This is a genomic window from Nocardia sp. Tas62D01, assembly GCF_055232035.1.
The window spans coordinates 7,903,812-7,917,781 of record NZ_JBUYUZ010000001.1 but is presented as its reverse complement, the minus strand read 5'-3'; the positions used below and the strand labels follow the sequence as shown (position 1 = coordinate 7,917,781).

The following is a 13,970-nucleotide window of genomic DNA, read 5'->3' as shown; positions in this document are numbered from 1 at the left end:
GATAACCGGCCTCCGCCACAGGCGATCAGGTCAACTGGATCGTGCGCCGATACGCGTCAATGGCGTGCCGCAGCTCGGTTCGTGACAGTTCGAGCATGCCGCACCCGCAGTGAGCGGGAACCAGGTCCGTGGTGAAGCGGTCGCCGCGCAAGATGTCGGTGTAGCGGGTGCCGTGCCGACTCGCGCGATGCGCCTCGTCGATGAAATCGCGCTGCCCATGGGCATGCGGGCCGACCGACGACTCGTATACCTCGCCCAGCGCTGTGTCGAAAACCGTTGCGACGTGGTGACTGCGGCCGCAGCGAACGCGCAGCAGGGTGTGGTCGTCGCGGGCCGAACCGAGGTCGTCCACGGCCTTCCTGGCGATGAGCCGACGTTCGGTCGGGCTGAGATCAGAGAGCCTGCCCATTATTCCTCCAACGGTGGGTACTCGAACGACGACCGGGATGTGGCCTGCGCCAGCGCGGGCGCGGTCAGGTGCTCGGCGAACCACAGGGCCGCCAGGTAGGCCGCCCACTCCGACCGCCGCCGTTCGATCGAGACGGGGCCGGGCGCGGCCAGTTCGGTGATGCGGTGTTCGCACCGCATCACTGCTGCCGCTCGATAATTCAGCGCACGCACGCGCCGATCGTGCCCGCCGACGAGGAACAGCGTTCGTGCCATCACATCGACCAGCCGCTCTCCCGCCAGATCCGGCCTACCGCCGCGCACGACGACAGCGCGGATGCCGTCCCCGGGTTCGGCCGCAGCCCATAGGGCCACCGGCGCCTCCGACCCGGCGCCGAAGTATCCGACGGCAGCCCGGAACAGACCGGTACGGTCCGCAGCGCCCGCCACGCCGGGGCGAGCCGACCGCCCAGCAGTTCGACATCGAAGACCGTCGCACGGTCGGTCGACTCGTGCGGCGTCAGCAGATCGATCGACAGCGTTGCCAGGCCCTGACTTGCCAGCATTCCGGCGACCAATCGGTTGTGCTCGCTGTGCCAGTTGCTTCCGCTGCCGTGCGCGAAGACCACGGCTCCGATCGGCTGCGCGCCACGAGTTCGACATACTCCGCGCGGATCACCATCTGCACATCGCACAGTGGCCGTGGCACCGCGATTTCGACCGTCGCCAATGGGAACTCCGTCCAGGATTGGGATCAAGTCTCGACTGGCCGCAGACATCGACAGAAGTGCCACAAGTCGCTCACGGCAGGGCCCTACGACCGCCGTTCGATCCACTGCGGGCGGGCCACACGATTCCAACGTCGCCGACAGGCTGCGGCTAGCCACTGATACAGGTGGAGTCGAGGTGGAAATCGATCGGGAACGCAGCCGTTCGGCGAGCATCTCGGTGGCGATGGTGGAGATATCGGTACCTGCGTGGACCACCTGCACCGGTACGGCCATCACCGCGACCTCTACTCGGGTGACTTTGGGCCCGAATGAAACCCGGTGCGGAGGCCTCGGATGGGGCCGCTGGACTCGGCAACGCGGTGACCTTTGTCTCTGCCGAGCGAGGGCGCCGAGCGAGATGCTCGAACCAGGAGTCGGCCACGATTTCACCGAGGTGGCGGCGCCGTCGAGAAGAGGTGACCCGGGTGTCGCAGTACCCGTCGCTGTTGGTCCGCGCATGGCAGGCGCGACCGTGGAATACCAATCCGCTGATGCGTGTATCGGATCGAATCGAGGCGCTGGTCTGGATGCTGGCCGCCGTGGTGATGCTGGTCGCCGTTCCGGTCGCGGGTGCGGCGGGGACTGTGGGCTATACCGCCGCGGCGGCGCGGACCAGCTCCGATAATGCGGCAAAAGTCGCTCTGACAGGCACAATTACGGGGGAATCGAAGCGGATTGTGGTGGTGTCGGCGCGGTCGGAGATGACCGAGGACCACTCCGAGGCGCCGGTGCGGTGGAATCAGGACGGCCGATCCGGCACGGCGACGATCGAAGTCCCGGCTACCGCGACCCGCGGCGACGAGGTCACGGTGTGGCTCGCCCCGGACGGCAGTCCGACCGGTCCGCCGCAGAGATCCAGCGTTGCCGTCGGCAAAGGGATCGGGGTCGGCCTGGCCGTTCTGATCGAAATCTGGGGCAGCGCCCTAGTACTGATCTCGGCCATCGCCTGGGTGCTGGGAACTCGCCGCCGCACCCGCTGGGAACAGGAATGGCGGCAGATCACGCAGCGGACCGGCAAAGACCGGCGGTGAGGACGTTGGGGGCCAACGACCCTCGCATCGGCGACACCAGGACCTATCGGTGGGCGCGACCCGAACCCGAGTCTGAATAGATCGAACAGGCGGTCTCCCGATGGCGTTCACCGATCGGCTCGATGCGGGGCGTCAACTGGGGCTGCGCCTGCGGTCCCTGCACGGGCAAGACACCCGCTGCGCAGATGTCGGCGGTAGAACATCAGATGCGCGACGAACTGCACAGCCAGGTCGACCGAGTTCGGGAAGGGTGCCCGCGAATTCCGTTGGCCCGGCGTACCGCGGTCATCGTCGTCGACGCAATCGCGACCGGTGCCACCGATAGAGCCGCCAGCCAGATCGCCAAAGCCCACGGCGCCACGCATCGTCTTGGCCGTCCCGGTGGGGGCACGCGCGGTAATGGCCGAACTGTCCGGGGTAGCCGACGACGTGATCTGCCTGCGGACACCATCGAATCTTTCCACTGTCGGCGAATGGTATTCGCAGTTCGGTCGAACCTCCGACGACGAGGTCCTCGAGCTGCTGCACCGGGCCGCCGGGGCCGAATTGCTACGTCGGGCCGCCACCGCGGATCTCCCGGTGCAGCCAACCGGCTCGAATTGACCGCCCAACGGCAGATAGGTGGGTGAGTTGACCGAACATCGAATCGTACCGATAGCACGGTCGGCAGGGCTGTCGTCGGAGGAGGCAGCCGGCCCGCCTCGCGCGGGATGGTCCCAATGTCTTGCCGCAGCCGACGCCGGTACGGCTGTGGCAGCGTGTGATCGTCCAGTTTCGGGACCCCCTGATCGTGGTGCTGCTGGTAGCGGCGGCACTTACCATCGGTACCGGCGACTGGACCGATATGGCGGTGCGCGCCGACCACGCGATCACCGCGTTGTGGGGCCCGAGTTTCCGATATGCCCTCGACGAGGACCTATTGCCCTAGCACCGAACGGGCGCTTCGAGGGCAACAGCCGCAGCGGGCTTTCGGCAGCGGATTCGGTCACCTCGTGAAAGACCGTCGCCGCTTCCCGCCACCGGATGCCTTTTGGGCGCTCGCCGCCGCGCTGGTGATCTACCTGCTGGTGCCGCGATGAGTCCACCACAGCCATTCGGACTCTGCCCCACAGCGACGTCGCACCATCGGCCGATGAAACGGTGGAGTGGCTGACCCGCGCCGAGCATGCCTATCGTGAAGCCATCGTGAATCTCGAGCACGAGACCGACCTCCGCCGCGAACTACGGGGTCGCGAGCAGTATCACCGCGAACTCCTCGCCGAAGCGATCCAACGCGTGGCCCGCCCGCACGTGGTAATTCAGTTCTTCAAATCCAGAAGGCTTGCCGGGCTTCTTCGCCCCCGGCGACGAAGTACCCAGCGGGCGGTGCCGTTCGGCACTGTGAAATCGGTGTACGCGGGCCGCATTCTGAAGATGGCGAGCTGCGATCGTCGTGAGTATCCGCGTCGAGCCGGCCGCTGGTGGTCGCCACGTCGGCATTGTCGGTAACACTGTCAATCCCCCGTTTTCAGATGCCGACCCGAATTCGAGTCGATAGGGAGAAGTTGTGAATGCACTCGTGATTGCTTTCGCAGTGCTCATCGTGGCACTGATCGTGCTGTGGCTGTCGGTTCGGGTAGTGACCCAGTATGAAAAAGGAGTGTTGTTCCGTCTCGGACGCGTGATCGCAGTCCGCGACCCGGGGCTGCGGTTCATCATCCCGGTGATTGATCGGCTGTGGAAGGTGTCGATGCGCATCATCACCATGCCGATTCAATCCCAAGGCATCATCACCCGCGACAACGTCAGCGTAGACATCTCCGCCGTCGCCTACTTCCGTGTCGTCGACGCCGAGAAATCGGTCGTCGCCATCGAAAACGTCTACGCCGCCATCGACCAGATCGCCCAAACCACGCTCCGCAAAGTCGTCGGGCAGCACACCCTCGACCAAGCACTGGCCGAGACCGACACCATCAACGCCGACATCCGGCAGATCCTCGACACCACCATTCTGGAGTGGGGTGTCGAAGTCACCCTGGTCGAGCTGAAGGACATCCAACTGCCCGACACCATGAAACGGGCCATGGCCCGCCAAGCCGAAGCCGAACGGGAGAAGCGAGCCAAAATCATTGCCGCCGAAGGCGAATCCATGGCCGCAGCAGCACTCGGCGACGCCTCCGACACCATGATGGCCCACCCGCTGGCCCTGCAACTACGCAACCTGCAGACCCTCCTCGAACTGGGCGTCGACAAGAACACCACCGTCGTGTTCCCGGCACCACTGATGAGCGCGATCGGCGACATAGGCGCCTTCTTCGCCCGCGAAACCACCGCCTCCACGACCCTGACCCCTACCGCCCATACGCCGCCGACGACCCCGACGGTGTCGACACCGATACACAACGGGACGGCGAGCGCTGCGGTCAAGGCGCATACGCCGGACTGACCCGCCGCAGATCCACCAGACCTTGCGGCTCAGGCAGTGTGGAACACGCCGGATATCAACGGCGCCAAGGATTTTCGTCCGATGATATTCGCGAACTACGTGTTGGAGCGGGAGCGGCATGCCGCATAGCGTCCGATCGGACGGTGCCGAAAGTCCCTGGATCGAGAGACCGGCGACCCCGACATGCTGGACGTTGCGCCCTTCCGACCGGATAGAGCTACCGGCGATTCTCGATGTGGACCAGCTCGCTTTTTGTGGTGGCCGGAAAGCAGAACCATTCGTGACGCTGCAGCCTCGAACTGAACAGCGACACAGTCGAGACGTCAGGAGTTCAGATGCCGCAGTGCCGAGACTTTCTCCAGCGCTTCCGGCCTGCCGGAGTTCCCGTCGCCGCGGCGGTCCCGGGCGTGCCTGCCGATCGAACCGTCGACGCCGCAGCCGGACTGGCGCCACTGTTCTCACTGCTCGAGTTCCGGGGACTCGCTTCACCCGATCTCCGTGTGCCGGAAGGTACGAACGCGAAACGGTCACCACGCCACCGCTCTGAACGACTGCGGTGGCGGTCGATCCTGGTCGAGGGCCGCACCGCCCGCTACGCGGTCGGCGGGCGCGGCCCTCGTGTGCTTTTCCTGCACGGCTGGGGACTCGGCGGATCAGCCTATGCCCGCCCGCTCGAACAGCTCATCCGAATGGGAATGGGCGTGTACACCCCGGCCCTTCCCGGGTTCGGCGGCACCGCCAGCCTGCCGGCCGAGCAGCGAACCCTCGCCGGTTACGCCCGGTGGGTCGGCCACTTCGCCGACGCGATCGGCCTACCCCGGCCGGTGACCGTGGTCGGGCATTCCTTCGGCGGTGGCGTCGCGATCAAAGCCGCCCACGATCTACCCGACCTCGCCGAGCGGCTCGTACTCGTAAACTCCATCGGCGGTTCGGCGTGGACCGACGGCCGTGGAGTGGTACGCGCGCTGCGCGAACGTCCGCTGTGGGACTGGGGCCTGCACCTGCGGGCCGACCTGCTCCCCGGCCGCCAACTGACCCGGGTCCTGCCGGTCATCTTGCGCGATGCGGTGCCGAACATGCTGCGGAACCCGACCGCGGTACGGGAAGTCGCCCACCTCGCCCGAACCGCCAACCTGGCCTCCGAACTCGCTGCGCTCGCCGAACGCCGGCTCCCCATCTTCGTGGTCTGGAGCAAGCGAGACACGGTCATCCCCGAATCCACCTCGATGTCACTGCAGACCGCCCTCGGCGACCCGCACACCATCACCGTGCCCGGCGGACACACCTGGCTCATGGACGACCCCCACGCCTTCGGCGAACTCATCACCAACGTGATCCGCGAACCAGTTACCAGACCCGACTCCACCGCCACCCGACCCAACGGCACAACGATCACGGACATCACACCGTCAAGGACACAAAGTCCGGGGCCCCACGGCGTCTAACGACACCGGCAGCGGACATCACAGAACTTCACGGGCGAGGTCTCCAGACCCTACGCTGTTCTGCCGATCGCCCGCGTCCGAGACGGGAGGGGAGATTACTCCCGGCGGGGCGGTGGTTCGACAATCGGCGTCGTGTCTTGGCGTCCGCTTCAGGCCGGTGCCTGCTCGTGTCACGTCAGCGGAGCGGACCTACCCCGGAACCCGTCCCGAGGACCCTCGTCCTCGAGGGAAGGACTCTCGGCCCTACTGCCGCGGCACAGTGAGCGAGTCCAATTCGAAGGGTCATCATTTGTTCCCTTCTTGTTGGAGTTGAATATGAGCACCCTTTCTCCCCGCCGCCCACGCCAGTCCTGGTTCTCGAATCTGCCTGCCATGCCCGATTGGCCGGATCTGATGGCCAGATTCGAGTCGATGCCCCCGTGGACATCGCTCGAGGGCCACATGATCCGTGTGGAAGAACACGTCGAGAGCGGCCGTTACACCCTGCGCGCCGAACTACCCGGTGTGGACCCGGCCAAAGACGTCGACGTCAGCGTCTGCGACGGACAACTCACGATCAAGGCCGAACGCAGCGAAGAAAAGAAGGAAGGCACCCGATCGGAATTCCGATACGGCAGCTTCTACCGGTCGATCCCGCTGCCCACCGGCGCGAAGGAAGACGACATCGACGCCACCTACACCAACGGAATCCTCACGGTGTCGATGCCGATTACCGAATCGCAGATGACCGAAAAGCATGTCGAGGTACACCAGGTCACCGCAAACCAAGCGGAAGCCACCCGCGAGGACACCAGCACGAGCCCGCCGAGGAGATGAGCACAATGTCGACATCTGCACACACCCCGATCCACACCCACCCCGACATCGTCGCGTTGCGTGAGCGCTACGACCAAGCAGCCGAACAACCCACCGCGCAGGTCGCCGACGGGCTGATGCTGCTGTCCGGACTGTACGCAGCGGCGTCCGCCTGGATCGTCGGTTTTGCCGGCCAGACGTCGCTGACAGCGACGAACCTGGTCGGCGGTATCGCGATCGCATTGCTGGCGTTGGCATTCGGGTCCGCATACGGCCGCACCCACGGCATGGCATTCGTCGCACCGCTGCTCGGGGTCTGGATGATCGTCTCCCCCTGGATCGTCGCCGGTGTCCATACCACCACCGCGATGATCTGGTCCAACGTCGTCGTCGGGGCGGTTGTGTGCGTGCTGGGCTCAGGCACCGCCGCTCTGGGGATGGGTCGCCCCACCCGGCTGCGGCCACCGCGATGACCGACCGCTCAGGCACAGGCGGTCGAACCCGTCGCTGCGATCACCGGTCGAGGGAGACTCTGCCGAGGAGACGCACATGAGCGCACACAAGAATCCGGGAGTCGTGGTCACCGTCGACCAATCCCCGATCGGACATGACGCGGCCCTGTGGTCGGCCGCCCTCGCCGAACGCCTGCACTGCCCCTTCCCATCGTCTACATCGCACCCGAGGCCCACACCGTGCTGGCGGACATCGTCCGGCCCTACCGCGTCCCGATCCTCGCGTCGGCGCACACGCGTGCGACAGCGGTCGTCGACGCAGCAATCGCGGCCGTCCGTCGACGTTCCCCCGATCTCGAACTGATCGGTGAGCTGATCGAGGGACCGGCCACGCAGGTGTTGGCCACCGTCGGGAAGGGTGCCCGGATGCTCGTACTCGGGCACCCCGACGCGGGAACCACTGATGTCCTCGCGGCCACCTCGCGCGCCAACACCGTCACCGAACACACCACATGTCCGGTCACCGTCTGGCGGGGAGAACCCGGACAGCTACCGGATCGGCAGCCCGTGGTCCTCGGTGTCGACGAAGACGCCGACAGCGCCGAAGCCACCCGCATGGCGTTCGCCGCACCACTCGTCGCGGTGCACTCCCGATTCGCCGCCACCAGACCTGACGTCGCGCGCCCGCCTCCGCTACCGACTGATGGGCGGCCCCCGCTATGGGGATCTCCGCGACTGGAGCGCGATCGGCGTGTGGACCGATACCATCGCACGCAGTCTCGGGCTGCCGCAGGCACGATCCACCACGATCCACCCGTGAAAGGCGCTGATGGTGCGTCAGACGTTTCCACTCGGCCGGATTGCCTGGATCCGCGTTGGTGCGCACCGGTCGGTGCTGGTGACGGTCGCGCTGTTTCGCCTGGATTCTCGGCTCCGGACTCGCTGGCACTTATCAGGGGTTCCGAGCGGTGTCCGCAAGCGGGTGCCGAGCAACAGCCCACGTCGCATCCGCGCGACACGACGCCGTACAAACGTCCGATCGGTTCACGCGGGCCCTGGTCGAGCCGGAACGTCGGGTACTCGTCTCGCAGCAGCGCCGCGTAGGGCCAGCACACGGTATATCCGGGCGATGCTGACGATGACGTCGAACAACCGGCACGGATACCGCCCGGTGAACAGCAGAGCCACCGCGGCAATGAGCATGAGCACGCCGATCAACGGAATCGCGGTTGCCGTTGTCGCCGCCGAGCACCACGGCCCCACATCGCCGTGACGATAGACCGGTCGATCTCAACCCGAGGACCGGAGTCCTCGGAGGAAGGACCATAGGCCCTACTGCTCGGGAGCGGGCGCCGCGTGGAATCAAAGAGTTATCAACAACCACTCTCTCCGCTGGAGTCACGCTATGAGCATCCTTTCCCCCCGCCAGGCATTGCTACCGACCTGGCCTGCCCTGCCCGATTGGTCCGATCTGATGGCCCAGTTGGAGTCGAGGCCCCTCTGGACGTCGCTCGAGGGCCACATGATTCGAGTCGAGGAGCATATCGAGAAGGGCCGGTACACGTTGCGGGCCGAGTTGCCCGGGGTGGACCCGGCCAAGGACGTCGACATCAACGTCCGGGACGGGCAGTTGACAATCAAGGCCGAACGCACGGAACGGCAGGAAGAAGGCACCCGCTCGGAATTTCACTACGGCAGCTTCTACCGGTCGATTCCCCTGCCGGCCGGCGCGAAGGAAGACGACATCGACGCCACCTACACCGACGGGATCTTGACGGTGACCGTGCCGGTGTCCGAATCGGATACCCCGGAGAAGCACATCGAAGTCAAGAAGACCGAGACCGGAAACGGACACAACTGACCTCTCTGGAACCCGAGGCCGGCACAGCCACACAGGCGGTCGATGGACCGTCACAGACAACGCGCCAATCGCGGGTGCAATGGCCTGAACCTTCGGCGGCCCGCGGGTGAGCAGGTCGCGCGACGCTCGGCATACCGACCGCTACTGCGGGTCAGCGTAATTCCGGGCCTGCGGACAGTCCGTTGGCCAGAGGTGGGACACACACCCAGCACGCTCGAGGACATCATGCCCAAGAGATCCATCCCCGTGGTTGCGGCACTGTGGCTCACGCTCGCAGCGATCGCACCGCCACCTTGGCCGCCGCCGGGCTGGGCATCTACTTGCTGACCCGCGCAGTCGCCAAGGCGGGCGAGTGCTGAACAAGATCGGCGGAATGCCGGAATCGCACCGACACCACCCCGGGCCACATCACTGCGGAGATGGCACTCGCGGTCACCGCGCACGACCAGCGACACGGCATCGGCACATTGCTCGTCCGGCGACTGGGCACCACCGCCTACCTGCACGGGGTGGCACATCTGACGGCCGATATACTCGCGGAAAACACCCTGATGCTCGCGATCATCACCGAACAAGGATGGAGCGACGCGCTCCGACACGACGGTGCCACCATGCACTTCGATCTCGAACTCGTCGCCGACAGCCAGGTACACCCGGACATACCTGTACTCCCGCAAGAGGGAAATGGCGGCGGAGCAATCCGCAAGAGCCGACGGGAAACGTAGCGGATCACCTCGAGCTTCACCGTCTCGCCATACCAGGCGGACCTGTTCTCGTGGACTGCCGCCTCTGTATCACGCGTCCGTCCCGACCGCGAGCGTGGAACCGGTCGCCCGGCCGGCTGTGGCATCGTCTGCCGTGGTTGCTGGTGGGTTTCATCGGTGCGATGCTGGCCGCGGGCATGGTCGACGCGTTCCATGCCCAGTCGGAGCGCGAGGTGCACTCGATCCTCGTGTACCCCGCTGTCACCACGGTTGTCGTGGGGTGAAGTGCCACGGACCGGCTATGGACTCGATGGCGCCGCGGACGACCCCGCCGGTGAATCCGGCTGTTCCTCGCCGGAGTGGTAAGTGTGGCTGCCAGGCTCGCCACTCTGGCGAGGAACAGCACCGGGGAGGTGGTGCGACAGTCCCGGCGATGAGCAGGCCGCCGGGACCGACCGGTCGGCATCCGAATATCGGCGCCGAATAACTGGCTCAGTCCCGGAGTCTCGGGCACATACGGACACCCCGGACAGCATCGCGTCGAGGGCGTCGTCATCGAGGCGGTCGAGCTCAAGCCGCGACCGTCGGGACACGCAACGCATCCACTGCGGTCACCGGAGCGCGCAGCGCTTTCTCGAGATACCCAACCAACATCAAGGCCTCCGTTATCGGATCCCGCCGGTTCGAGCCGACTGACCGGCCGGTAGCAGCGGCCGGGTTCGGGCGGCGAACGGGCAACGGTCGCACGATCTGCACTCCCAACGGTCCGCGTCGCTGAGCGCGGCTGGTAGAGACCAAGTGCCCTTCCGGCACATCTGAAGGTCCCTACCCCCGACGGGTATCACCGCGCAGACTCGACGCACACGCCGCCGACCTGCTGCCACCGCCCAGCGGGACAGCGGGTCGGCGAGTACGGACGTGGTGCATAAACGCGGGATCGCCGACGAGAGCAGCGAGTCGATCAGCTTGTCGATCTGGACGGCCGTGAGCGGAACTGTCTGCGGTATCTGCTCCATTCGGCTTGGGCAATAGCCTTTTCGGCTTGCGCACGTCGACCAGGGCGAGCGGGTCCACTCTCCTGCCTCGATGGCGGTGCGATGCCGCGTCAGCTTGGTCTCGGCCGCACTGATCTTGGCGCGCAGCATCTCCCGGCGTAGGTTGCCGTCATCGTGGTACTGGGCGTCCACCAGCATCGCAACCGCGCGAGCCCGGTTGCCCGGTTGAACAGCCCGCTCAGCCACTCATCGAGTGGTCTAATGATGTGGGATTCGCGCAGGTTCACCGTCTTTGGTGCTCGGCACGCGCCGGGCTTCCCGGTGCCAGAGTGCGGGCGATACACCGGTAGTAGATGTCGCCGTGCACCAGCTCCGCCTGCACCTTCCTGCCGTAGCAGTCGTGGCGGATCCGCCCGCGCAGCTGATGGGGCCGTGGAGTGTCGTTCGCCGGGTTCGTTCCAGCTGACCGCGCGACCGGTTACCGGTGCCCGCCTTCAGTGCCTTGGTACTGTCGGCCGCCTGTGGCGATTTTCTTTCGAACGGCGACGTGAAGTGAGGTCCCGCAAGATCCGGTCACACCTGTGGAGTTGGCGCGCCCCCAACCGGACGTATGAGAGGCGACCGTCATCGATCGACCTCAGTCATAGAGGGCGTCGATGCGGTCCGCGAGATTATCGACGACTACCCTGCGGCGCAGCTTCATACTCGGTGTGAGATCACCTGCCTCGACGGACAGTTCGCGGTCGATGATGCCGAATCTCTTGATCTGTTCCCAGCGATTGAGTTGGGCGTTCAGGTCATCGATGTAGCTGGCGATCACGTCGTGGGTCTTCTCGTCCCGCGCGATTTCGGCGAGCGGCGTGTCGGCCAGGCCGTGCTTGCCGGCCCACTCGGTGACAGCCTGGGAATCGAGACCGACCAAGGCGACGCAATAAGGTCGTGTCTCTCCGAAGACGATGAATTCTCCGGCATACGGACACATTCCCTTGAACATCGCGGCAATCGCGGAGGGCGCGACGTACTTGCCTTGCGAGGTCTTGAACAAGTCTTTCTTGCGATCTGTGATGTGCAGGAAGCCGTCGGCGTCGATCTCGCCGATGTCGCCGGTGCGGAACCAGCCGTCCGCGTCGAAAGCCTCGGCGGTGGCGTCGGGGCGGTCGTGATAGCCGCTCATCACACCCGGGCTTCTGAGCAGGATCTCGCCGTCCTCGGCGATCTTGACCTCGGTGCCGGGGAACGCTTTGCCGACGGTACCGAACCGGTACGCATCCGGGCGGTTGATGAACGAGGCGGCGGCGGTCTCGGTCAGGCCGTAACCCTCGAGCACGATGATGCCGATCGCGTCGAACCACTGCGCGACATCGCGGTCCAAGGGAGCCGCTGCCGAAACGAAGTACCGCAGCCGACCACCGAAGCGTTCACGGATGGTGGACAGCACCAGCCTGTCCGCAACTTTGTGCTGCAATGAAACGAGCAGCGACGGGTCCTCGCCGGCCTGTCTGGCACGCGAGACTTTCAGGCCCACCCCGATCGCCCAGTCGAAGATTTTCTTCTTGATCCCACCTTCTGCGGCCACCATGCCCTCGATACGGGCATGCGCCTTCTCGAAAATGCGAGGGGCGGCCCCCACGATGGTGGGGTGCAGTATCGCAAGGTTCTCCACGATCTTGTCCACCCGGCCGTCGATTGCCGTGGGAAAGCCGATCAGCGGTGACAGCGCCAACATCACCTTGCCGAACGCGTGGGACAGCGGCAGCCACAAGAAGTTCAGGTCGTCCGGGCCGAGGACGTTAAGGGCATCGATCGCGGCGGCGCTGTAGGTCCATGCGGAATGCGGCAGCCGAACCCCCTTCGGGGTTCCGGTCGTCCCGGAGGTGTACATGATGCTGCCCAGGTGCTCAGGCCGGATCCCGCGGATGCGGTCGACCACCGCATGAGGGGATCCGGCGAGCAGTTTCCGTCCGCGCTCTTCGAGGTCGTCAAGAGTGATCACCCAGTTTCCGTCGCCCTCGCCGTCGAAGATCACTACCTGTTGCACGTCAGGCAGTTCGGCGCGGTGCTCGATCAGCTTGTCGACCTGGGTCTGATCCTCGGCAACAACGACACGGCTGCCCGAGTTGGCGACGATGAACGTGACGCCGATGGCGTTGGTGGTGGGGTACACGGTGGTGGTGGCCGCACCGGCGCACATCACGGCGAAGTCGACGAGCACCCATTCATACCGGGTGGACGACACGAGCGCGATCCGGTCCTCGGCCTCGATTCCCAGCGCGATCAATCCGGCGGCGAGGATGTTGATTCGGTCACCGACCTGCTGCCAGGACACGCTGGTCCAGCTCTCGCCGCCACGAAATCGGAACGCCTCCGCGTCTGGAGTCGCGGCAATGCGGTCGACCAGTATCTGGGCGACCGACGGTGCCCGATTCTCGATCTTGCTGAGGTCGGAAGGTTCCTCGGGTTCTCGGAGGAACATCATGATTCGATTCTAGGAGTCCCCGGCCGATCGCTGGGGCGTTCGGACGAGAAACATGGGCACGAGGACAGCCCGGCACGATCCCTGGAACCAGTCCGGCAGGTGAAGACGGGGAGGCTGCGGCTGGCTACTCATGCAGTGGCCGGTTGACGAAGCTTTCCGGAGTCACCAGCGCGAGCAGATCGCGGAGTCGCGTGCTGGCCGAGGCGCACGGCGAAACAGCGCAACCCCGCAGCAGCGGTGATTCCCGACCCGCCAGGCGCCCGAAGAGAGGACAAAGGGCCTCGCCATAAGGGTCTTCGTGATCGGGTGCCTTCGGCCGGGACCGAGCAAGGTTGGTGGCATGGATACCGCCGAGCATGCCGCCGTTCGGGCCCGCGAGATCGAGCGCAGGCTGTTCGGCGTGGGATCTGATGTCCGCTGGTCGCCACGGGATTCGGCCTATATCGCGTTCAGCGTCGAGTTCCCGGAACTGCCGTGCGCCAATGCCTGGGTCATCGCGTGCGGCGATCGACGGTTTGGAAGACAAGATCCGCGCGACACTCTCGGTGGAACAGAGCCGGACCGTGAAGGTCTGAGGAAGCGGAAGCACAGCGGTACGACGTAATACGGCGAAGACGAAGGCAGCAGGC

General features: G+C 65.5%; 16 protein-coding genes. 11 read left to right on the top strand and 5 right to left on the bottom strand.

The window, feature by feature from the left end:
* Positions 1-25 precede the first annotated feature (25 nt).
* From ACV7NQ_RS37990 to ACV7NQ_RS37980, 3 genes are read right to left on the bottom strand one after another with little or no spacing between them, the layout of a single operon-like run.
* Positions 26-409 carry a hypothetical protein gene (locus ACV7NQ_RS37990; protein WP_463363959.1) on the bottom strand — a complete coding sequence of 128 codons (384 nt, stop codon included), beginning with the start codon at positions 407-409 and terminating at the stop codon, positions 26-28.
* Positions 409-663, bottom strand: a complete 255-nt coding sequence (locus ACV7NQ_RS37985) for a hypothetical protein (RefSeq protein ID WP_463363958.1) — start codon at positions 661-663, stop codon at positions 409-411. Before ACV7NQ_RS37985 ends, ACV7NQ_RS37990 begins: the two co-directional genes overlap by 1 nt.
* Complete coding sequence (locus ACV7NQ_RS37980) at positions 663-1,016, bottom strand: hypothetical protein (protein ID WP_463363957.1); 354 nt, start codon at positions 1,014-1,016, stop codon at positions 663-665. The genes ACV7NQ_RS37985 and ACV7NQ_RS37980 overlap by 1 nt, the downstream gene beginning before the upstream one ends.
* Positions 1,017-1,582: 566 nt before the next feature.
* On the opposite strand from ACV7NQ_RS37980, the gene ACV7NQ_RS37975 reads away from it, so the two are divergent.
* The 11 genes from ACV7NQ_RS37975 (at position 1,583) to ACV7NQ_RS37925 (ending at position 9,891) form a co-directional block, all read left to right on the top strand.
* Positions 1,583-2,188, top strand: coding sequence for an Rv1733c family protein (locus ACV7NQ_RS37975; RefSeq protein WP_463363956.1), 606 nt, complete (start codon positions 1,583-1,585; stop codon positions 2,186-2,188).
* A gap of 399 nt (positions 2,189-2,587) precedes the next feature.
* Positions 2,588-2,791: a hypothetical protein gene (locus tag ACV7NQ_RS37970; RefSeq protein WP_463363955.1), complete on the top strand. Its 204-nt coding sequence runs from the start codon at positions 2,588-2,590 to the stop codon at positions 2,789-2,791.
* A gap of 121 nt (positions 2,792-2,912) precedes the next feature.
* Entirely contained in the window at positions 2,913-3,116 is a 204-nt protein-coding gene (locus ACV7NQ_RS37965) for a cation-transporting P-type ATPase (protein ID WP_463363954.1), read from the top strand.
* 618 nt (positions 3,117-3,734) lie between these two features.
* Positions 3,735-4,613 carry a slipin family protein gene (locus ACV7NQ_RS37960; protein WP_463363953.1) on the top strand — a complete coding sequence of 293 codons (879 nt, stop codon included), beginning with the start codon at positions 3,735-3,737 and terminating at the stop codon, positions 4,611-4,613.
* Between the two features lie 335 nt (positions 4,614-4,948).
* A complete protein-coding gene (locus ACV7NQ_RS37955) occupies positions 4,949-6,058 on the top strand; it encodes an alpha/beta fold hydrolase (RefSeq protein WP_463363952.1) in 1,110 nt (369 codons plus the stop codon).
* A gap of 315 nt (positions 6,059-6,373) precedes the next feature.
* Positions 6,374-6,874: an Hsp20/alpha crystallin family protein gene (locus ACV7NQ_RS37950; RefSeq protein WP_463363951.1), complete on the top strand. Its 501-nt coding sequence runs from the start codon at positions 6,374-6,376 to the stop codon at positions 6,872-6,874.
* Positions 6,875-6,879: 5 nt separating this feature from the next.
* Positions 6,880-7,326, top strand: coding sequence for an SPW repeat protein (locus tag ACV7NQ_RS37945; protein ID WP_463363950.1), 447 nt, complete (start codon positions 6,880-6,882; stop codon positions 7,324-7,326).
* A gap of 147 nt (positions 7,327-7,473) precedes the next feature.
* Positions 7,474-8,409 carry a hypothetical protein gene (locus ACV7NQ_RS37940; protein WP_463363949.1) on the top strand — a complete coding sequence of 312 codons (936 nt, stop codon included), beginning with the start codon at positions 7,474-7,476 and terminating at the stop codon, positions 8,407-8,409.
* Positions 8,410-8,443: 34 nt separating this feature from the next.
* Positions 8,444-8,578 carry a hypothetical protein gene (locus ACV7NQ_RS37935; protein ID WP_463363948.1) on the top strand — a complete coding sequence of 45 codons (135 nt, stop codon included), beginning with the start codon at positions 8,444-8,446 and terminating at the stop codon, positions 8,576-8,578.
* A gap of 132 nt (positions 8,579-8,710) precedes the next feature.
* On the top strand, positions 8,711-9,166 hold the full coding sequence (locus ACV7NQ_RS37930) for an Hsp20/alpha crystallin family protein (protein WP_463363947.1): 456 nt from the start codon (positions 8,711-8,713) through the stop codon (positions 9,164-9,166).
* Positions 9,167-9,585: 419 nt separating this feature from the next.
* Positions 9,586-9,891, top strand: a complete 306-nt coding sequence (locus ACV7NQ_RS37925) for a GNAT family N-acetyltransferase (RefSeq protein WP_463363946.1) — start codon at positions 9,586-9,588, stop codon at positions 9,889-9,891.
* 1,611 nt (positions 9,892-11,502) lie between these two features.
* Here ACV7NQ_RS37925 and ACV7NQ_RS37920 read toward each other — a convergent pair.
* Entirely contained in the window at positions 11,503-13,341 is a 1,839-nt protein-coding gene (locus ACV7NQ_RS37920; protein ID WP_463363945.1) for an AMP-dependent synthetase/ligase, read from the bottom strand.
* A 124-nt stretch (positions 13,342-13,465) separates the two neighbouring features.
* A complete protein-coding gene (locus tag ACV7NQ_RS37915; RefSeq protein WP_463363944.1) occupies positions 13,466-13,867 on the bottom strand; it encodes a hypothetical protein in 402 nt (133 codons plus the stop codon).
* Positions 13,868-13,970 lie beyond the last annotated feature (103 nt).

Bases quoted from the DNA above. Each gene is read 5' to 3' on its own strand.
- ACV7NQ_RS37990 (WP_463363959.1), bottom strand. From the start codon at position 409: ATGGGCAGGCTCTCTGATCTCAGCCCGACCGAACGTCGGCTCATCGCC.
- ACV7NQ_RS37985 (WP_463363958.1), bottom strand. From the start codon at position 663: ATGGCACGAACGCTGTTCCTCGTCGGCGGGCACGATCGGCGCGTGCGT.
- ACV7NQ_RS37970 (WP_463363955.1), top strand. From the start codon at position 2,588: ATGGCCGAACTGTCCGGGGTAGCCGACGACGTGATCTGCCTGCGGACA.
- ACV7NQ_RS37955 (WP_463363952.1), top strand. From the start codon at position 4,949: ATGCCGCAGTGCCGAGACTTTCTCCAGCGCTTCCGGCCTGCCGGAGTT.
- ACV7NQ_RS37950 (WP_463363951.1), top strand. From the start codon at position 6,374: ATGAGCACCCTTTCTCCCCGCCGCCCACGCCAGTCCTGGTTCTCGAAT.
- ACV7NQ_RS37945 (WP_463363950.1), top strand. From the start codon at position 6,880: ATGTCGACATCTGCACACACCCCGATCCACACCCACCCCGACATCGTC.
- ACV7NQ_RS37935 (WP_463363948.1), top strand. From the start codon at position 8,444: ATGACGTCGAACAACCGGCACGGATACCGCCCGGTGAACAGCAGAGCC.
- ACV7NQ_RS37930 (WP_463363947.1), top strand. From the start codon at position 8,711: ATGAGCATCCTTTCCCCCCGCCAGGCATTGCTACCGACCTGGCCTGCC.
- ACV7NQ_RS37925 (WP_463363946.1), top strand. From the start codon at position 9,586: ATGGCACTCGCGGTCACCGCGCACGACCAGCGACACGGCATCGGCACA.
- ACV7NQ_RS37920 (WP_463363945.1), bottom strand. From the start codon at position 13,341: ATGATGTTCCTCCGAGAACCCGAGGAACCTTCCGACCTCAGCAAGATC.